Raw genomic sequence first — 19,675 nt, 5'->3', positions numbered from 1 at the left:
TCAGCCCGGGAGGATCTCCGCCTCAAGCCCCGGGCGATCCGTCCGGTTGCGCAGCCGCAGGCTCAGGCCACTCCGGCGGGACGCCATCTCGGCGATGGCGAGGCCGAGACCGCTACCCGTCTCGCTCTTGTGTCGCCCACGGAAGAACCGTGTCGTGACGTGGGGCAGTTCCTCCTCCGGAATGCCCGGTCCCTCGTCGCGAACGACGATGCCCTCGCCATGCGGCCGCGCGCCCCAAGCCACCGTGCCGGTCACCATGTGCTGCACGGCGTTCTCGTGCAGATTTCGGACGGCGAGGCGCAGGCCTTCCGGGTCGGCCAGCAGCGTGTAGCCCCGTAGCCCCGGATCGATTTGGGTCCGGACCCCGGGAGGCGTCCGCATCCCCTCCACGGTCTCCGTCACCAGTGCGCCGACGTCGACCTCCGCCAGGGAGGGCGCCTCCCCTGCGGCATCGAGCTGGGCGGCGTCGAGCAACTGGCGGACGAGGCGCGTGGTCCGGTCGACGGCCGCAAGGATCTGTCTCAGCGCCGCCTTCGCCACGTCCGGGTCGGTGGCGGCCATGGCGACCTGGGCCTGGACCTTGAGGCCGGCGAGCGGTGTTCGCAGTTCATGCGCGGCGAAGGCCGTCACTTCCCGTTCGTGCCGGCGGGCCGATTCGACCTTGAGGAACAGCCCGTTCAGGGCGTCTGCCAGGGGACGCACCTCCGCCGGCGTCCGATTTGTGTCGATCGCACTCATGTCGTCGGCGCCGCGACCCGCGAGGTCCCGCGCCATCAGCCGCAAGGGACGCAAGCCCCGACCGAGGCTCGCCCAGATCAGCATGCCGAGCAACGGAACCATCAGGATGGCGGGTGTGACCAGGCCCATGATGAGGTCAGTGACGAGGCGCTCGCGGAGGCCAAGACGATCACCCACCATGACCCGCACACCTCTCTCGGCATCCTCCACGGTGAACACCCGCCAGGTCTCGCCGTCGACCTCGCGCTGCGAGAAGCCGGCCGGCGCGTCGGTCAGGCGGCGCTCCGGGGCCCCGGTCGACCGCGCTACCATGCGCCCGTCGAGCGACCAGATCTGGCAAGAAAGCTGCCGCTCGTAGGCCGTCGGGGCCGGGAAGGTTCGGGGTGCCCCGTCCGGGCCAGCGCTCCCAACCGCACCCACCAGGGAACTGACCATGCGGGCGGCTTCCTGCAGGCGGTTGTCGAGGACCTGCTCCACCTCGCGCTTCGAGCCGAGATAGATCCAGGCGACCGCGCTGAGCCAGATCAGGCCGGTGGCGAGGACGAGGATGGCGAAAAGCCTGACGCGTAGCGACCTCATGCGAGTGCCCTCATCCGGTATCCGAGACCTCGGACCGTCTCGATGGCGTGCTTGCCGATCTTGGCACGCAGGTTGTGCACGTGGACCTCGACCGCGTTGCTCTCGACCTCCTCCTGCCAGCCGTAGAGCCGCTCCTCCAGTTCGACCTTGGAGCGAAGCACGTTAGGTCGTTCCATGAGGGCCGCCAGAACCATGACCTCGCGCCGGGAGACGGCGACCGGCACACCGTCGACGGTGACGGCAAGGCTGCCGGGGTCGAGCCGAATTCCGCCGTGCTCCAGGAGCGCGGCGGCCCGACCCGAGGCCCTCCGGACGACGGCACGGATGCGGGCGGAGAGCTCGTCGAGGTCGAAGGGCTTGCCGAGGTAGTCGTCGGCGCCATCGTCGAGCCCGGCGATCCGGTCGGTCACGGCGTCCCGGGCCGTCAGCAGGACGACCGGCGTCCGGTCGTTCCGGCGGCGAAGCCCCCGCAACACGTCGAGGCCGGAGCCGTCGGGCAGCATCAGGTCGAGCACGATGGCCGAGAACGCGCTCGTGGCGAGCGCCGCCTCGGCGTCGGCGCAGGTTGCGACGCAATCGACCGTCGCCCCGCCCAGGCCCAAACCAGCCCTGAGACCGTCCGACAGGATGGTGTCGTCCTCGACGACGAGGATGCGCATGCGTGTCTCCCTTTACGGCCCCCATCCTCCGGGCCCCGCTTAAGCCTGGCTTAAGCTGCGTTTCCGACCCGCGGCGGGCCGATCCGATCCCGGACCCTGCCCATGCCGAACGTTTTCACCCACCTTATCCTCGCTGCCCTGCTCTGGACCGGCTCCTCGCTGTGGTCACCGGGGCAGTGCCGCGAGCCCGGTGCGCGGCCGACGCCCTTCACCGTCGATGCGGCTCGCGACCCAGACCTCTCGCTGCGCCTGCGATGGACCATCGCCCCCGGCACCTACCTCTACCGTGACAAGATCGCCGCCACCGACGCGAGCGGCAGGGAGCTTCCTGTCAGCACCCAGCTCGGCGAGACCAAGGATGACCCCAACTTCGGGCCGACGGAAGTCTATCACGGCGCGACGGAGGCCATCGTGCCGGGTGCGGCTCTCGCGGGGGTGCGCGAGGTGCGCGTCACCTATCAGGGCTGTGCCGAGAAGGGCATCTGCTACCCGCCGATCAACAAGGTCATCGAGGTCCCCGCGCTAGGTCCGCAGGCGACCGCGACCGCCGCGACGCCGGCCACGGACGCGCAGGCCGAGCCCGCGAGCGGCCTGCTCTCGGGCCATCTCGCGGGCGTCCTGGCGACCTTCCTCGGGCTCGGCCTGCTCCTGGCCTTCACCCCGTGCCTGCTCCCGATGGTCCCGGTGCTGGCCGGCATGCTGGCCCGGTCCGGGGAGCGGCTCTCGGCCGGACGAGGTTTCGTACTCTCCGGCACATACGTGATCGCGATGGCGCTGGCCTACGGGACGCTCGGCGTGGCGGCGGCATGGTCCGGGCGCAACCTTCAAAACGCACTCCAGACTCCCGCCGCGCTTGGACTGCTCGCCGCAGCCTTCGCCGCCCTGGCCCTGTCGATGTTCGGCGTGTTCGACCTGGCGCTGCCGTCCGGCGTCGCCGGCCGGCTGTCACGCCTGAACGGAGGCAAGCTTGGCGCGCTCGGCGCCGCCGCTGTCATGGGCTTCACCTCCGCCCTGATCGTCGGGCCCTGCGTGACGCCGCCACTCGCCGCGGCCCTCCTCTATGTCGCCCAGACCGGCGACGTGGCGCGCGGCGCCGCCGCCCTGTTCGCGCTCGGCCTCGGCATGGGCCTGCCGCTGATCGCATTCGGGACGTTCGGGGCGGGTATCCTGCCGAAGTCAGGCCCTTGGCTGGTCGCGGCCAAGCAGGCCTTCGGCGTAGTCTTCCTCGCGTTGGCCATCACCATGGTTTCGCGCCTCGTGCCGTCCGAGGTCTCCCTCGTGCTCTGGGGCGCGCTGGCGATCGGCGTCGGCGTGTTCGTCGGGGCGTTCGACGTCCTCAGGGCGGGTGCCGCGGGCCGGCTAAGCAAGGTCGCCGGTATCGTTGCCGTGACCTACGGCTGCGCCCTCGTCGTCGGCGCCGCGGGCGGCGGGACCGACCCGCTCCGGCCGCTCGCAGGCTTCGGCCCGTCGCGAGCGGTTCACGTCGAGGAGAGCCGGTCTGTCTCCTCCGTCCCGGCTTTCGAGGCCGCCCTCGCGGCGGCCCGTGCCGCGGGCAAGCCGGTGCTCGTCGAGTTCGCCGCCGACTGGTGCAGCGTCTGCAAGACCAACGAACGGACGGTCCTGGCTGACCCCGGCATCCGGGCGAGGCTGAGGGCCGTCTCGGTCATCCGCGCCGACGTCACCCGCGACGACGACGCCACCCGCGCCCTGATGCGGCGCTTCGAGGTGGTCGGACCGCCGACCCTCATCCTGATGCGCCCCGACGGCGGCGAGGTCCGCGAGGCCCGCACCGAGGGCGAACTCACGGTCGAGGACCTGAAGCGCCGCCTCGCCCTCGTCGGCGCCTGAGCCCCCCTTTTCGACAAACCAAGTTTCACGGAGACCACCATGGACCGCAGGACCCTGCTCGCCCTTATGCCCGCCGTCGCGCTCGCGCCTGCCCTGTTGTCGCTGGCGCCCCCCATCGAGGAGGCCTTCGCCCAGGGCGTCGACCCCAACGCCATCCTCAACGACCCGGAGGTGCCGGTCTCGGGCAACCCGAAGGGCGACCTGACCATCGTCGCCTTCCTCGATTACAACTGCCCCTTCTGCAAGAAGGCCGAGCCCGACCTCATCCGTCTGGTGAAGGCGGACGGGCGCATCCGCCTCGTCCACAAGGACTGGCCGATCCTCGGCGACGCCTCCGTCTACGGCGCCCAACTCGCCCTCGCGGCGAAGTACCAGGGCCGCTACGACGAAGTGCACCGCGCGCTCATGGGGATTCCGGGCCGCAAGATCCCGAAGGAGCGGATGCTGGAGGCGGTGGCCGCCTCGGGCGTCGACGTCGCCCGCCTGGAAGAGGACCGGAAGGCGCACCAGGCCGAGATCGCGGCCCTGCTCCAGCGCAACCTCGACCAGGCGGACGCCCTGGGGCTCCAGGGAACGCCGGTCTTCCTGATTGGCCAACTCAAGGTCGCGGCGGCGCTCGATTACGACGGCTTCAGGCAGGCAGTCGCCCAGGCCCGAGCGCGGGGTCGCTCGTGATGCCGCGGCCCCTCCGCCTTACGACGTTGATCGCGCTCGCCTCGGCGCTCGGCGCCTGCTCGACCTCGCAGGGGGCTCCGGCCCCCGTCGCGGAAGCCCGGCCGCAGATCACCCCGGAGGTCTTGCGCCGGTACGCCGCCGTCACGGACGAACCCTTCCCGGTCGAGGCGGTCGACCCGCGCGACCTCAAGGCTCGCAACGTCCGCCAGTTGGTCGACTACCCGTCAAAGGAGCTGCCCGGCACCCTCGTCGTCGATCCATACAAACGCTTCCTCTTCCTCGTCATGGAGGGCGGCAAGGCGATGCGCTACGCGGTCGGGGTGGGCAAGGCCGGATTCGAGTTCACCGGCGAGGCGACCGTGGCGCGCAAGGCGTCCTGGCCGCGCTGGACGCCGACGCCCGACATGCTCCGGCGTGATCCGGAGCGGAACGGGCGCTGGGCCGGCGGCATGCCGGGCGGCGACAGGAACCCGCTCGGCGCCAGGGCGCTCTACCTGTTCAAGGACGGCAAGGACACGCTGTACCGTATCCACGGCACGACGGAACCATCGAGCATCGGCGAGGCGGTGTCCTCGGGATGCATCCGCATGCTGAACCAGGACGTGATCGACCTGCACCGGCGCGTCCCCACCGGCACGAAGGTGGTGGTGCTCGGGTCCCGAGGCACCGTCCACGCCGCACGGCCAAAAGCGCCGGAGACGACGGGCAGCCTCGGGAACGGCGCATCCTCCGGACCGAAGCCGGACGACGGCCTCGATCATGCGGGGCTCGACAACCTATCGCGCAGCGCGTCGGAAGCACCCGAGCCTCCGGCCTATGACGGGGAGGCGGACGATGACGGTCTTTAGGAGCCTGATGATCGCGGTCGTGCTTGCGACCCTGGGCGTAGGGGCCGCCCATGCCGGCCCGGAAGCGCCGGCCGGGTACTACGCCGACCAGAAGGTGGTCTACCACAACGACGGCGGCCCCGACGGAGCCGCCTACTTCAAGCGCCTGCTCGGCAATCTGCGCAACCACGTCGAGACCGTGGGCAAGACCCACGTTGAGATCCGCGTGGTGAGCCACGGCGACGGGGTCGGGCTCTTCCAGTCGGCCGCGAGCGACAGGGAGCTCGCCGCCCGTATCGATGCCCTCAAGGGGATGGGCGTTCGGTTCCTCGTCTGCGGCCATACCCTGCGCGAGCGGAAGATCGACCGCAACACGCTCTACGGCGTCACCGAGGACGAAGTGGTGCCGAGCGGTGTCGCCGAACTGGCGCGGCTGCAGGGCATGGGGTTCGCCTACATCCATCCCTGAGTTGGTCGAACGGGAGACGGCGAGCCTCCCGTCGGCATCGATGCCACGCCAACGATGGCGTCCGCCCAAAGGCGAAGGCGCCCGTGCGCCACCGCACCCCCTCTGCGCGTCCCAATCCAGGCCGTCGGTTTCACGCTTGCCATTCCATTAGATGATGCTAAATAAGAGTTATCTAATGTTCTGGTTTGGCAGGGGAGGACGTCCCTTGCGCCCCGCCGGGCATCCCCCGGACCACCGTTTGGGAGCGACCACCATGGACGGCTTCACGCCTGTCAGCGCCCTCGCCGGCGGTGCCTTGATCGGCACCTCCGCGGCCCTGTTCCTGCTCCTCAACGGACGGATCGCCGGCATCAGCGGCATTCTCGGCGGCCTCCTAACCCCGCCATCTCGCGAGACGGGCTGGCGCGCCGCCTTCGTGGCAGGACTCGTCCTGGCGCCGTTCGCCTACGCCGGCCTGGGTGGCAGCCTGCCGCCGCTGACGGTGGATGCCTCGTTCCCGCTGCTCGTGGTCGCCGGTCTGCTGGTCGGGTTCGGATCGCGCCTCGGTGCCGGCTGCACGAGCGGCCACGGTGTCTGCGGCATCGGCCGTGGCTCGCCCCGCTCCGTGGTCGCCACCGGCACCTTCATGGCCGTCGCCATCCTGACCGTCCTCGTCGTGCGCCATCTCGTCGGAGCCTGAGCCATGGCCAAGACCGCCTCCGCCTTCGCCGTCGGTCTCCTGTTCGGCCTCGGCCTCCTCGTCTCCGGCATGGCTGATCCGGCCAAGGTTCTCGCCTTCCTCGACGTGACCGGGCGCTGGGACCCGAGCCTCGCCTTCGTGATGGCTGGCGCCGTCGCGGTCTCGGCGACGGGCTATTTCGTGGCGCGGCGCCGTGGGCGGCCGTTGCTCGCCTCCCGGCTTGAGATCCCGACCCGGCGCGACCTCGACCCGCGCCTGATCGCCGGCGCCGCGGTGTTCGGTCTCGGCTGGGGCCTCGCCGGCCTGTGCCCGGGGCCCGCCCTCACCCTGCTGACGGTCGCACCGGCGCAAGCTGTGACCTTCGTCGTCGCCATGGTCGTCGGGATGCTGGCGTTTCACCTTCTTCCGGCGGCAGCCCCGAAGCCGGCGGTCCAGGGAGCCGACGCATGACGCCCGGCCTGCTGACATCCGGCCTCGCGGCCGGCTCGGGCGGGGTCGTCGGCCTGATCCTCGGTCTCGTCGGCGGGGGCGGCTCGATCCTGGCGGTCCCGCTCCTGACCTACGTCGTCGGCGTGTCCTCGCCACACGTGGCGATCGGCACCAGCGCCCTGGCGGTGTCGGTCAGCGCGGCCGGCAACCTCGTCCCGCAATGGCGGGCGGGGAACGTGAAGTGGCGCTGCGCGGCGGCATTCTCGGTCGCCGGCGTCCTCGGCGCGCTGGCCGGCTCGGTCGCTGCGAAGGCGGTCGACGGGCAGAGCCTCCTGGCCCTGTTCGGTGTCGTGATGCTCGTGGTCGGGGGCCTGATGCTGCGCAAGCGGCGCGGTGACGGCGACCCCGAGGTGCGCCTGACGAAGGCCAACGCCCCGGTACTCCTGCCCTGGCTGCTCGGCATCGGGTTCGCGGTCGGCCTGTTCTCCGGCTTCTTCGGCATCGGCGGGGGATTCCTCATCGTGCCGGGCCTGATGCTGGCGACGTCGATGCCGCTGCCGATGGCCATCGGCACCTCGCTGGTCGCGGTCAGCGCCTTCGGGGCGGCGACCGCCGCGAGCTACGCCGCCTCCGGCCTGATCGACTGGCCGTTGGCCGGCCTGTTCATCCTGGGAGGCGTGCTCGGCGGCCTCGCCGGCACGCGCCTCGGCCAGAGGCTCGCCGGGCGCAAGCGAGCCCTGACCGTCACCTTCGCCGGCCTCGTCATCCTGGTCGGCCTGTACGTCGTCGCCCGCGGAGCCCTGCCGCTCCTCGGCGCCAACACCTGAACCCGAAAAAGGAGGCGTTTCATGTCGGACCAGACCATCGCAGCCCTGCGCGGGCGTCCCATCGTGACCGGCTTCCATGACGAGCCGACCGGCAGCATCCAGTACGTCGTCGCCGATCCCGGGACGAAGCGCTGCGCCATCATCGACCCGGTGCTCGACTTCGATCCGAAGTCCGGCGCGACCGCGACCCGCTCCGCCGATGCCCTGCTCGCCCACATCGAGCGCGAGGGCTACGAGCTGGAGTGGATCCTCGACACCCATCCGCACGCCGACCACTTTTCGGCGGCCGGCTACCTGCACGACAAGACCGGCGTCCCGACCGCCATCGGCGAGAAGGTCGTCGACGTGCAGCGGCTTTGGAAGGGGCTCTACAACCTGCCCGACACGTTCCGGACGGACGGTTCGCAGTGGTCGCGGCTCTTCGCCGACGGCGAGCGCTTCCGGATCGGCGACCTCGACGTCGAGGTGATGTTCACGCCCGGCCACACCATGGCCTCCATCGCCTACCGGATCGGCGACGCCGCCTTCATCCACGACACGCTGTTCATGCCCGACAGCGGCTCGGCGCGGGCCGACTTCCCAGGCGGCAGCGCGCACGCGCTCTGGCGCAGCATCCAGCGCATCATGGCCCTGCCGGACGAGACACGGCTGTTCACTGGGCACGATTACCGCCCGGGCGGGCGCGAGGCGGCCTGGGAGAGCACGGTCGCCCGGCAGCGGGCCGAGAACCCGCACCTCGTCGAGGCCCCGACCGAGGAGGCGTTCGTCCGCATGCGCGAGGCACGCGACCGCGAACTGCCGATGCCCAAGCTCATCCTGCATTCCCTGCAGGTGAACATCCGAGGCGGCCGCCTGCCCGAGCCCGAGGCGAACGGCAAGCGTTACCTGAAGATCCCGCTGGACGCCCTCGACGGCGCGGCCTGGGGCGAGTGACGGAGGAAGCCATGACCATGAGAAGCGCGAAGGATTTGGTGGCGGAAGCCAACCGCGAGGTTGAGACCCTGTCGGCCGAGGAGGCGCTCGCACGCCTCGGCCAGCCCGACACGATGCTCGTCGACGTGCGCGAAGGCGAGGAATTGGCCAAGACCGGCAGGATCGCCGGCGCGGTCCATGTGCCCCGCGGCTTCCTGGAGTTCCAGGCCGACCCGGAGAGCCCGACCCACAAGGCCGAGCTCGGCGGCGGTAGGCGCCTGGTACTCTACTGCGCCTCCGGCAACCGGTCGGCCCTGGCCGCCAAGGTGCTCAACGACATGGGCCTCGGACCGGTCGCCCACGTTGCCGGGGGCTTTCCGGCACTGGTCAAGGCGGGGGCCTCGGTCGACCCCGCCTGAGGACCGTTCGGGCGGTCAAGCTCGGGGTTCCGCATCACAACGAATGCATCGTGCGGTCGTCGCACCTTACCCTCACTCGAAAAGGCATCCGACCGTGACCGACACCCCGCATGCCGCCGATCCAACGGCTTTGCCCAGCGGCGATTGCTCCAAGGCGGGCATCGCTGCCCATCTTACGGGTCCGTTGCGGGATTACTTCTCGGTTGCCGAGCACGCGGCCATCCCGGAGAGGCTCTCGCTCCTCGTCGAGCGGTTCGAGGCGTCGCTGGTCGCATCCGGCGAGCGTCTCGGGGTCACGTTCCGCGACGATCTCCTCCGGGCGCTGCCGATGCTTCGGACGTTCGCGATGTCCCTCTGCGCGAATGCGGCCCGCGCCGACGACCTCGTGCAGGAGATGATGGTCCGGGCATGGGCCAACCGGGAGAAGTTCGTGCCCGGCACCAACTTCACGGCCTGGAGCTTCACGATCCTGCGCAACCAGTTCTACACCGAGATGCGCAAGGCCAGGCGCGAGGTCGAGGACGCCGAGGGCGCGCACGCCGCGACGCTTACGGCGGCACCGGACCAGGACCACGTCGTGGCGCTCGGGGCCGTGATGAACCTCATCGGGACGCTGCCGCTCCCGCAACGCCAGGCGCTGCTGCTCGTGGGGGCCGAAGGCTTCACCTACGAAGAGGCGGCAGCCCGCCTCGGCTGCCAGGTAGGGACCGTCAAGAGCCGGGTGAGCCGCGCACGGAGCCAACTTGTCGCCAGCCTGACGCAGACTGTTCCGTCGCTGTGCGTCACGAGACGCTACGATTCTCACACGGCCGTTTGACAAGGCCTTTCAAGGGTGAACGAATCTAGGCTGATGTTGGACACGCTGCCTGCTTACCTTCTCCGGGCGGCGCTCGGCCTCGCCCTTGGAGCACTGCTCGGCACGGTCGCACGGCGGGGTCGCTTCTGCACGCTCGGCGCCATCGAGGATGCCGTCTACGCGCGTGACACCCGCCGCGCGCGTGCTTGGCTGCTGGCGATTGGCATCGCCATCCTCGGCACCCAACTTTTGGAAGCCGCTGCCGGTCTCGACCTCTCCCGGTCGATCTACACGGGGCCGCGCTTGGAATGGGGCGCGATGATCCTCGGCGGGGCGATGTTCGGCTTTGGGATGGCGCTCGTAGGGACCTGTAGCTTTGGGGCTCTCATTCGGCTCGGCGGGGGAGACCTACGAGCCCTCCTCGTCCTGCTTGTGCTCGGCCTCTCAGCCTATATGGCAATCAGCGGCGTGACGGCGCTCATGCGCGTGACGATTACTGAGCCGTTAAGCGTCGATCTCGGAAGCCAGCGCCTCGGCGCTCTCCTGCGGCTCGATCAGGCGGGCCGCATTGTCGTGAGCGTCGTGGTAGGCGTCGGCTTCTGTATCGCGGCGCTCACGAGCGGCGCCTTCCGGGAGACGAAGCGGCTGCTGGTCGGCGCTATCGTGATCGGATGTGTGATCGTCGCCGGATGGTGGGCCAACGGAAGCGCGGGCTTCGACGAGTTCGAGACCCAGGCGGTCGGCTCCTTCAGCTTCGCTCGACCTGTCGGCGATACGTTGCTCTACGCCATGCTCGCGAGCGGCACGAAGATCGATTTCGGCGTGGCCTCGGTCTTCGGCGTCCTGGTCGGATCTTTCGCGTCGGCACGCCAAGCGGGCGAATTCTATTGGGAAGCGCCCGACGATGCCCGGGAGGTGAAGCGCCACCTTCTCGGCGCGTTCCTAATGGGCACGGGCGGCGTCACTGCCCTCGGCTGCACCATCGGCCAGGGGTTGAGCGGTCTCTCGACGCTGTCGGTCGGCTCGATGCTCGCCCTCGGCGCGATCCTCGTCGGAGCCCGAGCGGGTCTCTACTTTCTCGTAGACCGACATACGTGAGGGGCTTCAAAGGTTACGGCGTACGTCCGTTGCAGAAGGCGCGGTGCAAGGCAGCGATGATTTCGCGAACCTCGGGCCGGGCCAGCGCATAGTAGATGTTCTTGCCGTCGCGGCGGGCCTCGACGAGATCGTCGGCCCGCAACCGCGCCAACTGCTGGGACACGGCGGGCTGGCGCAGGTTCAGCAGTTGCTCCAGTTCCGAGACTGAGCGCTCGCCCTCGACCAACAGGCAAAGGATAACAAGGCGCGCCTCGTGGCCGAGAGCCTTCAGCAGCTCGCTGGCATCACGTGCATTGGCCAGCAACAGTTCCAGGTCGAGGCTGCCCGGGGCCTCGGCGCTCGTCACCGGCTGCGCTTGCTGCAACGGCATCATCTCACCCTTTTCCTTGCCGTCTAAAACCCGTCACGGGGAAGCCGGTAGCTGTTTCAGCAACCGCTCGGCCCGCCCCCAGAAAAACTCCTCGCCCGGATAGCCCTCGATCCGGTCGACCTCGGCGCCGCCTTCGATGAGGACGAATGTCGGTGTGTAGAGGATCGGGCGCTTGAGCGTGAGTCCGGGAGGGATGCCTGCGTCGAGATCGACACGGCGCAACGGCGCCCGCTTCCCGATATCCGTCTTCGGATAGATCGGCCCGATCTCCTTGTCCCACACCTTGCACCACGGGCAGCCGCGCCGCTCGAATTTGACCATTTCGGCGGCCTCGACGGAGCAAGGCCATAGGGCGCCCCCCCAAGCCCCCGCCATGACTGCCCGCCTCGTTTCCCGCATCGACCTTCCCAAGCTCAAGACCATCACTTTGATATAGCAAAAATCGAATGTGTTCGAGTGGAAGCGACGTGGCCGCCGGGATTGTGATTGGCCCCGGAACAGCGGACTCAATCGCCCCTTCACCTCGCCTCCTCTCAAAGCCACAGCAGCAGCGGGTATCAGGGGCAACGGATTGCCAGATGCGGGAAATTCGCACTACACATGCACGAACAAGAATATTTGGAGGGGACGTCATGTCGACCCGGCGCCGGTTCCTTGCGGGTGCCCTCGCGCTTGGCCTGCCTTCCAAAGCCATGGCCCAGGCGATCCAGGGCGATGACGGTCTCTACCGGGAGCCCTGGTTCCTCGAAAGCTTCCTCGACCTGTCGGACGATCTGAGGGCGGCCCGGGACCACGGCAAACGTCTTGCCGTCCTTTGGGAGTTGAAGGGCTGTCCCTACTGCAAGCAGATCCACCTCGTGAACTTCGCGGATCGGGCGACGAGCACGTATATCCGCGAGCGTTTCGATATCCTGCAGTTGAACTTCATCGGTTCGCGCGAAGTCACCGATTTTGACGGGCAGACCCTTTCCGAAAAGGGCTTCGCGGAGAAATACGGGATCTACTCCACGCCGAGCATACAGTTTTTCCCGGCGGAAGAATCGACGCTCGCGGACAAGCCGCCTCAGCAGCGCGAGGTCCTGCGCCTTCGGGGTTATGTCGCGCCTGAGGAGTTCCGGCGAACCTTCGCCTTCGTGGCCGAGCGAGCCTACGAGCGTACGAACCTGCAGGACTACCTGCGCTCCCCGGAGGCGGCGCGGCGGGGCTAACAGTTCGGCCGCGATGATCGGTGGCCTCCTGATTAACGCTTGACTCGAAAGCGATAAGCGTCAAACTTGCAAATATTCGCATATGTCGATTGGTTCGCCCATCGGCAGTGCGTGCGGTTCGAAACGACCGCACCCGCCGCAATGACGGCGCACCGAGGAAACGCCAGATGCGTAGGCCGATCACAGCCTTTGCGCTCGCAGGACTTTGCGTCCTCGCGACCGCCGCCGGAGCCGAGACGGCTTCAACCGGGCTTGCACCGTTCAAGGTCGTGGCCGTCGACGGCAGCGACGCGATCCCCGAGCCGCTTACCGACAAGCCGGGGAATGCGGCGGCCGGCGCCAAGGTCGTGGTGAACCGCCGCCAGGGCAACTGCCTCGGCTGCCATCAGGTCTCTTCGCTGAGCACCGAGTCCTTTCACGGCGAGATCGGACCCTCCCTCGACGGCGTCGCCGAACGGTGGGACGCGGCGCATCTGCGCATGATCGTCGTCAACCCGAAGCACGTCTTCACCGAGGCGACCGTGATGCCTGCCTTCTACCGGATCGAGGGCCTTCATCGCGTGCGTCCCGAGTTCCAGGGCAAGCCGATCCTGACCGCGCAGCAGGTCGAGGACGTCGTCGCCTACCTCACGACCCTGAAGTGATCTCGCGGGCTGAAGGAGCCGCTTCCCATGACCTCTGCCAAGATCCCCGCATTGAACCGCCGCCAAGCCCTGGCCTTCGGCACCGGAGCCGTCGTGGCAACCGCCTTCGCCTTCCGCGCTGGACCGGCCCTGGCCGCGAAGCCTGCGACCGATGAGGCCATCAAGGCCTTCACCCGCGGCAAGGAGCCCGTGAGGGGCAAGGTCAAGCTCGAACTCCCCGAGATCGCCGAGAACGGCAACACCGTACCGATGACGGTGAGCGTCGACGTGCCGATGACGCCGGAGAGCTATGTCGAGGAGGTGATGATCGTTGCCGAGGGCAATCCGAACCCCGGCGTCATCAGCTTCCACTTCACGCCGTCGAGCGTCGCCGAGGCGAACACGCGCATCCGTCTTGCCGAGACGCAGAACGTCATCGCGGTCGCCCGCATGAACGACGGCTCGGTCTTCAGCGACGTCCGCCAGGTGAAGGTCACCATCGGCGGCTGCGGCGGCTAACCCACACGCAACAGCATCGAACGAGGACGGGAGGACCACATGGCCGACGTGAAGCCGCGGATCAAACTGGACAAGAAGGATGTCGCAAAGGGAGACATCATCGAGGTGAAGACGCTCGTCTCACACACGATGGAATCCGGCCAGCGCAAGGACAAGGACGGGAAGACGATCCCGCGCAAGATCCTGAATAAGTTCACCTGCGACCTGAATGGCAAGACGATCTTCAGCGCCGACATAGAGAGCGCGGTCTCCGCCAACCCCTACTTCCAGTTCAAGATCAGACCCGAGGAAACCGGCACGCTGACCTTCACTTGGATCGATGACGACGGGTCGAAGACCCAGGCCACCGAGCAGATCAAGGTCGCCTGACGCGCGCCCGGGGCCGATTGCCCCGGAGCGCCTCCCCCGCCGCGCCGGAGCCCTCGCAATGGTCCGCCCCATTCCCTTTGCCGTCACCGCGCTCGCGCTCGTCGCGCTGGCCGTCGCACCCCATGCGCAGGACATGCCCTCCGCGCCCGCCGCTAAGGAAGGGTCCGAGCGTCCGGCCTGGCAGGCGCACGGCCTCAAGGTCCAGAACCCGAATTCCCCGTTTGATGAAGTTGTCTCCGGCCTGTATTTCCGCTCCAAGGAAACGCAGGACATGCAGGCCGACGACTTCAACAATCCGGGCTTCCTCGCCGTGGAGCAGGGAGAGGAACTCTGGTCGAAGGTCGATGGCGCGGCGGGAAAGTCCTGTGCGAGCTGCCACAACGAGGCATCGACCTCGATGAAGGGCGTCGCGGCGGCCTATCCGAAGTGGAACGAGAAGCTCGGCAAGCCGGTCAATCTGGAGCAGCGGATCAACATCTGCCGCAGCGGCGCCCTGAAAGCCGAGCCCTGGGCCTTCGGCTCGTCCGAACTTACGGCCATGACCACCTACGTCCGTAACCAGTCCCGCGGGATGCCGGTCGCCGTGAAGGTGGACGGGCCCATGACGCCCTGGTTCGAGCGAGGACAATCGCTCTACTACCAGCGGAACGGCCAACTCGATCTCGCTTGCGCGAGCTGCCACGAGAAGAACCACGGCAAGTATCTCCGGGCCGACTTCCTCAGCCAGGGGCAGAGCAACGGATTCCCCGTCTACCGCCTGCGCGACCAGCGGCTGGTGCCGCTCCACGAGCGCATGGAAGGTTGCATGCAGGACGTCCGGGCCACGCCGTTCAAGCCGCTCTCCGACGAGTTCCTCGCCCTGGAGACCTACGTCGCGTGGCGCGGCCTCGGCCTTCCGGTCGAGACGCCCGCCGTGCGCAACTGAGGGCCTGATCCTGCCATGACCTCACGCCGCGACTTCCTGCAGATCGCCGCCGCCACCGCGGCCCTGGTGCCGACGGGCTGGACCCGCGCCTTCGCCCAGCAGCGCCTGACCCAGGACGACCTCCTGGCCTTCGAGCCGATGGGCAACGTCACCCTGGTCCATCTCACCGACATCCACGCGCAGTTGCGGCCCGTGCTGTTCCGCGAGCCCTCGACCAACCTCGGGATGGGCGAGGCGCGCGGTCAGGTCCCCCACGTCACCGGACGCGCCTACCTCGACCTCTACGGCATCCCCGGCGGCTCGCCGCTGGCCTATGCGCTCACGCCGGAGGACTACGTCGCGCTGGCCCGCAGCTATGGCCGGATGGGCGGCCTCGACCGGATCGCCACGGTGCTCGACGCGATCCGCGCCGAGCGAGGCGACAAGGTGCTGTTCCTGGACGGCGGCGACACTTGGCAGAACAGCTACACCTCGATGGTGAGCAAGGGCCAGGACATGGTCGACTGCATGGCGCTGCTGAAGCCCGACGCCATGACGGGCCACTGGGAGTTCACCCTCGGCACCGAACGGGTTAAGGAGATCGTGGACGGGCTCGGCTGCCCGTTCCTGGGCCAGAACGTTCGCGACGCCGAATGGAACGAGCCGGCCTTCGAGGCCACGAAGATGTTCGAGCGCGGCGGCGCGAAGGTCGCGGTGATCGGGCAGGCCTTTCCCTACACGCCCATCGCCAACCCTCGCTGGATGATCCCCGGCTGGTCCTTCGGCATCCGCGAGGAGGACGTGCAAGCGAGCGTCGACAAGGCCCGGAAGGAGGGCGCCGACCTCGTCGTGCTGCTCTCCCACAACGGCTTCGACGTGGACCGCAAGCTCGCCTCGCGGGTGAAGGGAATCGACGTCGTACTCACCGGACACACGCACGACGCGCTGCCTCAGGCGGTAAAGGTCGGCAACACCCTACTCATCGCCTCGGGCAGCCACGGCAAGTTCCTCACCCGCGTCGACCTCGACGTGCGGGACGGGGCCGTGAAGGGCTACCGTTCGAAGCTCATCCCGATCTTCTCCGATATCATCGCCCCAGAGAAGACGATGGCGGCCAAGATCCGGTCGATCCGTGCGCCCCACGAGGCGATGCTGAAGGAGGAACTCGGCCGGACCGAGGCCCTGCTCTACCGGCGGGGCAACTTCAACGGCACGCTCGACGACATGATCTGCGATGCGCTCCTGTCCGAGCGAGAGGCTGAGATTGCCCTCTCGCCCGGCTTCCGCTGGGGCACGACCCTCCTGCCCGGCCAGTCGATAACCCGCGAGGACGTCTACAACGCCACCGCCATCACCTACCCGGCGGCTTATCGGATGCCGATGACCGGCGCCCGGCTGAAGGAGGTGCTGGAGGACGTGGCCGACAACCTCTTCAACGCCGATCCGTACTACCAGCAAGGTGGCGACATGGTGCGGGTGGGCGGCGTGTCCTACGCCATCGACGTCGCTCGCCCGGCCGGCAGCCGCATCTCAGACCTCACCCTCCTGCGCACCGGCAAACCCATCGAGGCTGGCACCAGCTACACCGTGGCAGGATGGGCGAGCGTCAACGAGGGCACCGACGGCCCGCCGATCTGGGACGTCGTCTCCTCGCACATCAAGGCCAAGGGAACGGTGAACCCGACGCCCGCGCAGGTCACCGTCCGTGGCGCCTAGTCGTCTCCAATATATTCACACATTGCTATACTTGAAACAGTTCGGAGAGGCCGATGTCTGAACCGAAGCCGCGCCCCGATCCGTCCGGGCCAACCTCTCGAAGATCCTTCCTGCGCACCGGCCTCGCCCTCGGCGGAGCGGTCGGCACGGGGGCTTTTGCGGGCCGCGCAGCCGCCGCGCCGGACGCGAAGAACCTTCCGCCGAGCGTACCGGAATGGTCGCAGTCGCTCGGTGAGGGTGTCGTCAGCCGGCCCTACGGCCGCCCGTCGAAGTTCGAGGTGGACGTGATCCGCCGCGACGTCGAATGGCTGACCGCCTCGCGCCAGAGTTCGGTCAGCTTCACGCCGCTGCACCAGCTGGAGGGAATCATCACCCCGAACGGCCTGGGCTTCGAGCGCCACCATGGCGGCATCGCCGAGATCGATCCGTCCGAGCATCGGTTGATGATCCACGGCCTCGTCGAGAAGCCGCTGATGCTGACGCTGGAGGACATCAAGCGCTTCCCCCGCGTCAACCGGATCGCGTTCCTCGAATGCGCGGCCAATTCCGGCATGGAGTGGAAGGGCGCGCAGCTCAACGGCTGTCAGTTCACCCACGGCATGATCCACTGCGTCATGTACACGGGCGTCCCGCTCAAGCGCTTGCTCGAAGAAGCCGGTCTCAAGACCAACGCCAAGTGGCTGTTGCCGGAGGGCGCCGACGCCGCGGCGATGACCCGCTCCGTGCCGATCGAGAAAGCGTTCGACGACGCCATCGTCGCCTACGCCATGAACGGAGAGGCGCTCTATCCCGAGCACGGCTATCCGCTCCGCCTCGTCCTGCCGGGATGGCAAGGCAACATGTGGGTGAAGTGGCTGCGCCGGATCAAGGTCGGCGACGAGCCCTGGCACACCCGCGAGGAGACGTCGAAGTACACGGCACTCATGCCGGACGGTCAGGCGCGGCGCTTCACCTGGGCCATGGACGCGAAGTCCGTCATCACCAATCCGAGTCCGCAGGCGCCCATCCACGGTAAGGGCTTCACCGTGCTTTCGGGCTTGGCGTGGTCGGGGCGGGGCGCGATCAAGGGCGTGGACGTCTCGCTCGATGGCGGCCGCAACTGGCGGGCCGCGCGGCTCGACGGGCCGGTCCTCGATAAGGCGCTGACGCGTTTCTATTATGAGTTCGACTGGAACGGCGATCCGCTGCTGATCCAGTCCCGCGCCATGGACGAGACCGGCTACGTCCAGCCGACCAAGGCGGCCCTGCGCCAACACCGCGGCCTGAACTCGATCTACCACAACAACGGCATCCAGACCTGGCACGTGCTGCCCAGCGGGGAGATCGAGAATGTCGAGGTCGCGTAACCGTCTTTCGGCCGCCCTTGCGACCGTCCTCCTCGCGGCCACGCCGGTGGCGGCGGAGCGTCTGAACATCGGCCGCGTCGCGACGCCGGAGGAGATCAAGGGCTGGGACATTGACGTGCGGCCGGACGGCCAGGGGCTTCCTGTCGGCAAGGGAACCGCGGCGCTCGGCGAGACGGTCTTCCAGGAGCGCTGCGCCAGCTGCCATGGCGAGTTCGGCGAGGGCGCGGGACGGTGGCCGGAGCTCGCCGGTGGGTCCGGCACGTTGAAGTCCGACAGTCCGGTTAAGACCATCGGGTCCTACTGGCCCTACGCCTCGACCGTCTTCGATTTCATTCACCGGGCAATGCCGTTCGGCGCGGCACAGACCCTCACGCCGGACGAGACATACTCGGTCACCGCCTATCTCCTCTATCTCAACGACATTCTGAAGGATCAGGACTTCGAGCTGAACGAGAAGAACCTCGCCAGCATCCGCCTGCCTAACGAGAAAAACTTCTTCATGGACGACCGCGAGACGGCGGAGAAGGAGTTCTGGACGGCCAAGCCCTGCATGACGAACTGCCTGCCGAAGGAAGCGTCCATCACGAGCCGCGCTCGCATCCTCGACGTGACGCCAGACAAGGCTGCCGAACCCGCGAAGAAGGCCCCGCCGGTCCAATGACGAGCCGTCCCAACTCCGCGGGAACGCGCTGCGACAGGCGGTTGTTCTTGGGTGGCCTCGCAGCGGGCTTCGCGGGCGCGTGGCCCGTCCGCCGCGCTTCGGCGAACCAGACAGCGGCGCTCAGGGTCGGCGCCGCCTCCGTGGAGACGGCGAGCGACGGCACGCTGTCCTCCTCCCTCGCCTTCATGCTGCCCGACACGCCGCGCGCGGAAGTTGAAGCCGTCTTTAAGGCCGAGGGTCAGCCCGCGGAGGCCACCCCGATTCCGACGAACCCGAGCCTCGTTCGGATCGGCTCGGAAGTCATTCTGATCGATGCCGGCTCGGGCAACTCGTTCCAGCCCACGGCCGGCAAGCTCGGCGAGACGCTGGAGAGCCGGAACATCTCACGTGAGGCGATCACCCAGGTGGTGTTCACGCACGCCCATCCCGATCATCTCTGGGGCGCGGTCGATGATTTCGACGACAGCGAACGGTTTCCCAATGCCCGCTACGTCGTGCCGGCCGCGGAATGGGATTTCTGGACCCGCGAGGATGTCGAGACCCGCGTACCGGATTGGCTTAAGGGCCTCTCCGTAGGCTCGCGACGGACCCTGCGACGCCTTGAGGCGAAGGTGGAGCGCCGTAAGCCCGGCGAAAGCATCGCTCCCGGCCTCACCTACGTCGCGACGCCGGGGCATACGCCCGGTCACGCCTCCGTCCTTGTCGAAGCCGGTCGGGAGCAGGTACTGATCGGCGGGGATGCCTTGAGCCACGCGGTTGTGTCGTTCCGCCGCCCCGCCTGGGCCTTCGGAAGCGATCTCGACCGTGACCTCGCGGCGCGTACCCGCCTCACCCTGCTGGACCGCTTGGCGAATGAGCGGATGACGCTTGTCGGCTTTCACCTCCCGAGCTCAGGCGTCGGACGTGTCGAGCGCGTTGGTGCGAGTTATCGCTTCGTACAAACCTGACGACACGATTTCGCAGGAATATTCCTGTCGGAACAGGACCGTTCGCGAACGGAGTGG

General features: G+C 68.2%; 24 protein-coding genes. 20 read left to right on the top strand and 4 right to left on the bottom strand.

The features are described 5' to 3' along the window. Positions 1-1,317 carry an ATP-binding protein gene (locus MFF56_RS21795; protein WP_003596994.1) on the bottom strand — a complete coding sequence of 439 codons (1,317 nt, stop codon included), beginning with the start codon at positions 1,315-1,317 and terminating at the stop codon, positions 1-3. Beyond that, positions 1,314-1,976, bottom strand: a complete 663-nt coding sequence (locus MFF56_RS21790) for a response regulator (protein WP_003596996.1) — start codon at positions 1,974-1,976, stop codon at positions 1,314-1,316. The genes MFF56_RS21795 and MFF56_RS21790 overlap by 4 nt, the downstream gene beginning before the upstream one ends. Before the next feature lie 102 nt (positions 1,977-2,078). On the opposite strand from MFF56_RS21790, the gene dsbD reads away from it, so the two are divergent. The 11 genes from dsbD to MFF56_RS21735 all read left to right on the top strand — a co-directional run bounded on the left by dsbD (position 2,079) and on the right by MFF56_RS21735 (position 10,955). After that, positions 2,079-3,824, top strand: a complete 1,746-nt coding sequence (gene dsbD, locus MFF56_RS21785; protein ID WP_003596998.1) for a protein-disulfide reductase DsbD — start codon at positions 2,079-2,081, stop codon at positions 3,822-3,824. Between the two features lie 39 nt (positions 3,825-3,863). Beyond that, positions 3,864-4,499 (top strand): DsbA family protein, encoded by a 636-nt coding sequence (locus MFF56_RS21780; RefSeq protein ID WP_003596999.1) that lies wholly within the window; start codon positions 3,864-3,866, stop codon positions 4,497-4,499. Further along, positions 4,499-5,347, top strand: coding sequence for a L,D-transpeptidase (locus MFF56_RS21775; RefSeq protein ID WP_003597001.1), 849 nt, complete (start codon positions 4,499-4,501; stop codon positions 5,345-5,347). The genes MFF56_RS21780 and MFF56_RS21775 overlap by 1 nt, the downstream gene beginning before the upstream one ends. Beyond that, positions 5,334-5,795 carry a DsrE family protein gene (locus tag MFF56_RS21770; protein ID WP_003597002.1) on the top strand — a complete coding sequence of 154 codons (462 nt, stop codon included), beginning with the start codon at positions 5,334-5,336 and terminating at the stop codon, positions 5,793-5,795. Before MFF56_RS21775 ends, MFF56_RS21770 begins: the two co-directional genes overlap by 14 nt. A 253-nt stretch (positions 5,796-6,048) precedes the next feature. Beyond that, positions 6,049-6,474, top strand: coding sequence for a YeeE/YedE family protein (locus tag MFF56_RS21765; protein WP_003597005.1), 426 nt, complete (start codon positions 6,049-6,051; stop codon positions 6,472-6,474). Between the two features lie 3 nt (positions 6,475-6,477). After that, the gene (locus MFF56_RS21760; protein WP_003597007.1) at positions 6,478-6,924 is read left to right on the top strand and encodes a YeeE/YedE family protein; all 447 of its coding nucleotides are present in this window, start codon (positions 6,478-6,480) and stop codon (positions 6,922-6,924) included. Continuing rightward, the gene (locus MFF56_RS21755) at positions 6,921-7,730 is read left to right on the top strand and encodes a sulfite exporter TauE/SafE family protein (RefSeq protein ID WP_003597009.1); all 810 of its coding nucleotides are present in this window, start codon (positions 6,921-6,923) and stop codon (positions 7,728-7,730) included. The genes MFF56_RS21760 and MFF56_RS21755 overlap by 4 nt, the downstream gene beginning before the upstream one ends. Positions 7,731-7,751: 21 nt before the next feature. Further along, a complete protein-coding gene (locus MFF56_RS21750; RefSeq protein WP_003597874.1) occupies positions 7,752-8,663 on the top strand; it encodes an MBL fold metallo-hydrolase in 912 nt (303 codons plus the stop codon). 11 nt (positions 8,664-8,674) lie between these two features. Continuing rightward, entirely contained in the window at positions 8,675-9,061 is a 387-nt protein-coding gene (locus MFF56_RS21745; protein ID WP_003597873.1) for a rhodanese-like domain-containing protein, read from the top strand. Between the two features lie 94 nt (positions 9,062-9,155). Then, positions 9,156-9,878 (top strand): sigma-70 family RNA polymerase sigma factor, encoded by a 723-nt coding sequence (locus MFF56_RS21740; RefSeq protein WP_012455888.1) that lies wholly within the window; start codon positions 9,156-9,158, stop codon positions 9,876-9,878. 33 nt (positions 9,879-9,911) lie between these two features. After that, positions 9,912-10,955 carry a YeeE/YedE family protein gene (locus tag MFF56_RS21735; protein ID WP_012455889.1) on the top strand — a complete coding sequence of 348 codons (1,044 nt, stop codon included), beginning with the start codon at positions 9,912-9,914 and terminating at the stop codon, positions 10,953-10,955. A 13-nt stretch (positions 10,956-10,968) separates the two neighbouring features. On the opposite strand, the gene MFF56_RS21730 is transcribed toward MFF56_RS21735, so the two are convergent. Then, positions 10,969-11,325: an ArsR/SmtB family transcription factor gene (locus MFF56_RS21730; protein ID WP_026105494.1), complete on the bottom strand. Its 357-nt coding sequence runs from the start codon at positions 11,323-11,325 to the stop codon at positions 10,969-10,971. A gap of 33 nt (positions 11,326-11,358) precedes the next feature. Beyond that, the gene (locus MFF56_RS21725) at positions 11,359-11,646 is read right to left on the bottom strand and encodes a thioredoxin domain-containing protein (RefSeq protein ID WP_012455890.1); all 288 of its coding nucleotides are present in this window, start codon (positions 11,644-11,646) and stop codon (positions 11,359-11,361) included. Positions 11,647-11,957: 311 nt separating this feature from the next. Here MFF56_RS21725 and MFF56_RS21720 point away from each other — a divergent pair, with 311 nt between their 5' ends. From MFF56_RS21720 to MFF56_RS21680, 9 genes are all read left to right on the top strand, one after another. After that, entirely contained in the window at positions 11,958-12,533 is a 576-nt protein-coding gene (locus MFF56_RS21720; protein WP_003597867.1) for a thioredoxin family protein, read from the top strand. A gap of 167 nt (positions 12,534-12,700) precedes the next feature. Next, positions 12,701-13,177 carry a sulfur oxidation c-type cytochrome SoxX gene (gene soxX / locus MFF56_RS21715; protein WP_003597865.1) on the top strand — a complete coding sequence of 159 codons (477 nt, stop codon included), beginning with the start codon at positions 12,701-12,703 and terminating at the stop codon, positions 13,175-13,177. A 27-nt stretch (positions 13,178-13,204) separates the two neighbouring features. Further along, on the top strand, positions 13,205-13,675 hold the full coding sequence (gene soxY, locus MFF56_RS21710; protein WP_003597863.1) for a thiosulfate oxidation carrier protein SoxY: 471 nt from the start codon (positions 13,205-13,207) through the stop codon (positions 13,673-13,675). Positions 13,676-13,714: 39 nt separating this feature from the next. Beyond that, positions 13,715-14,044: a thiosulfate oxidation carrier complex protein SoxZ gene (soxZ, locus tag MFF56_RS21705; RefSeq protein ID WP_003597861.1), complete on the top strand. Its 330-nt coding sequence runs from the start codon at positions 13,715-13,717 to the stop codon at positions 14,042-14,044. Positions 14,045-14,102: 58 nt separating this feature from the next. Beyond that, entirely contained in the window at positions 14,103-14,969 is an 867-nt protein-coding gene (gene soxA, locus MFF56_RS21700; RefSeq protein WP_003597860.1) for a sulfur oxidation c-type cytochrome SoxA, read from the top strand. A 15-nt stretch (positions 14,970-14,984) separates the two neighbouring features. Next, positions 14,985-16,664 (top strand): thiosulfohydrolase SoxB, encoded by a 1,680-nt coding sequence (soxB, locus tag MFF56_RS21695; RefSeq protein ID WP_003597858.1) that lies wholly within the window; start codon positions 14,985-14,987, stop codon positions 16,662-16,664. A gap of 53 nt (positions 16,665-16,717) precedes the next feature. Further along, the gene (gene soxC / locus MFF56_RS21690) at positions 16,718-18,010 is read left to right on the top strand and encodes a sulfite dehydrogenase (protein ID WP_003597857.1); all 1,293 of its coding nucleotides are present in this window, start codon (positions 16,718-16,720) and stop codon (positions 18,008-18,010) included. Continuing rightward, the gene (locus tag MFF56_RS21685; RefSeq protein ID WP_012455891.1) at positions 17,994-18,671 is read left to right on the top strand and encodes a c-type cytochrome; all 678 of its coding nucleotides are present in this window, start codon (positions 17,994-17,996) and stop codon (positions 18,669-18,671) included. The genes soxC and MFF56_RS21685 overlap by 17 nt, the downstream gene beginning before the upstream one ends. Then, positions 18,668-19,618, top strand: a complete 951-nt coding sequence (locus tag MFF56_RS21680) for an MBL fold metallo-hydrolase (protein WP_012455892.1) — start codon at positions 18,668-18,670, stop codon at positions 19,616-19,618. Before MFF56_RS21685 ends, MFF56_RS21680 begins: the two co-directional genes overlap by 4 nt. Positions 19,619-19,675 lie beyond the last annotated feature (57 nt).

Origin of the sequence: Methylobacterium hispanicum, assembly GCF_022179285.1 — a bacterium.
Taxonomy (GTDB): domain Bacteria; phylum Pseudomonadota; class Alphaproteobacteria; order Rhizobiales; family Beijerinckiaceae; genus Methylobacterium; species Methylobacterium hispanicum.
Note: the sequence above shows the minus strand (reverse complement) of the source record. Positions and strands in the feature narration are given on the sequence as shown.

Coding starts and splice junctions, on each gene's coding strand:
- MFF56_RS21795 (WP_003596994.1), bottom strand. CDS start 1,317: ATGAGGTCGCTACGCGTCAGGCTTTTCGCCATCCTCGTCCTCGCCACC.
- MFF56_RS21790 (WP_003596996.1), bottom strand. CDS start 1,976: ATGCGCATCCTCGTCGTCGAGGACGACACCATCCTGTCGGACGGTCTC.
- dsbD (WP_003596998.1), top strand. CDS start 2,079: ATGCCGAACGTTTTCACCCACCTTATCCTCGCTGCCCTGCTCTGGACC.
- MFF56_RS21780 (WP_003596999.1), top strand. CDS start 3,864: ATGGACCGCAGGACCCTGCTCGCCCTTATGCCCGCCGTCGCGCTCGCG.
- MFF56_RS21775 (WP_003597001.1), top strand. CDS start 4,499: ATGCCGCGGCCCCTCCGCCTTACGACGTTGATCGCGCTCGCCTCGGCG.
- MFF56_RS21770 (WP_003597002.1), top strand. CDS start 5,334: ATGACGGTCTTTAGGAGCCTGATGATCGCGGTCGTGCTTGCGACCCTG.
- MFF56_RS21765 (WP_003597005.1), top strand. CDS start 6,049: ATGGACGGCTTCACGCCTGTCAGCGCCCTCGCCGGCGGTGCCTTGATC.
- MFF56_RS21760 (WP_003597007.1), top strand. CDS start 6,478: ATGGCCAAGACCGCCTCCGCCTTCGCCGTCGGTCTCCTGTTCGGCCTC.
- MFF56_RS21755 (WP_003597009.1), top strand. CDS start 6,921: ATGACGCCCGGCCTGCTGACATCCGGCCTCGCGGCCGGCTCGGGCGGG.
- MFF56_RS21750 (WP_003597874.1), top strand. CDS start 7,752: ATGTCGGACCAGACCATCGCAGCCCTGCGCGGGCGTCCCATCGTGACC.
- MFF56_RS21745 (WP_003597873.1), top strand. CDS start 8,675: ATGACCATGAGAAGCGCGAAGGATTTGGTGGCGGAAGCCAACCGCGAG.
- MFF56_RS21735 (WP_012455889.1), top strand. CDS start 9,912: ATGTTGGACACGCTGCCTGCTTACCTTCTCCGGGCGGCGCTCGGCCTC.
- MFF56_RS21730 (WP_026105494.1), bottom strand. CDS start 11,325: ATGCCGTTGCAGCAAGCGCAGCCGGTGACGAGCGCCGAGGCCCCGGGC.
- MFF56_RS21725 (WP_012455890.1), bottom strand. CDS start 11,646: ATGGTCAAATTCGAGCGGCGCGGCTGCCCGTGGTGCAAGGTGTGGGAC.
- MFF56_RS21720 (WP_003597867.1), top strand. CDS start 11,958: ATGTCGACCCGGCGCCGGTTCCTTGCGGGTGCCCTCGCGCTTGGCCTG.
- soxX (WP_003597865.1), top strand. CDS start 12,701: ATGCGTAGGCCGATCACAGCCTTTGCGCTCGCAGGACTTTGCGTCCTC.
- soxY (WP_003597863.1), top strand. CDS start 13,205: ATGACCTCTGCCAAGATCCCCGCATTGAACCGCCGCCAAGCCCTGGCC.
- soxZ (WP_003597861.1), top strand. CDS start 13,715: ATGGCCGACGTGAAGCCGCGGATCAAACTGGACAAGAAGGATGTCGCA.
- soxA (WP_003597860.1), top strand. CDS start 14,103: ATGGTCCGCCCCATTCCCTTTGCCGTCACCGCGCTCGCGCTCGTCGCG.
- soxB (WP_003597858.1), top strand. CDS start 14,985: ATGACCTCACGCCGCGACTTCCTGCAGATCGCCGCCGCCACCGCGGCC.
- soxC (WP_003597857.1), top strand. CDS start 16,718: ATGTCTGAACCGAAGCCGCGCCCCGATCCGTCCGGGCCAACCTCTCGA.
- MFF56_RS21685 (WP_012455891.1), top strand. CDS start 17,994: ATGTCGAGGTCGCGTAACCGTCTTTCGGCCGCCCTTGCGACCGTCCTC.
- MFF56_RS21680 (WP_012455892.1), top strand. CDS start 18,668: ATGACGAGCCGTCCCAACTCCGCGGGAACGCGCTGCGACAGGCGGTTG.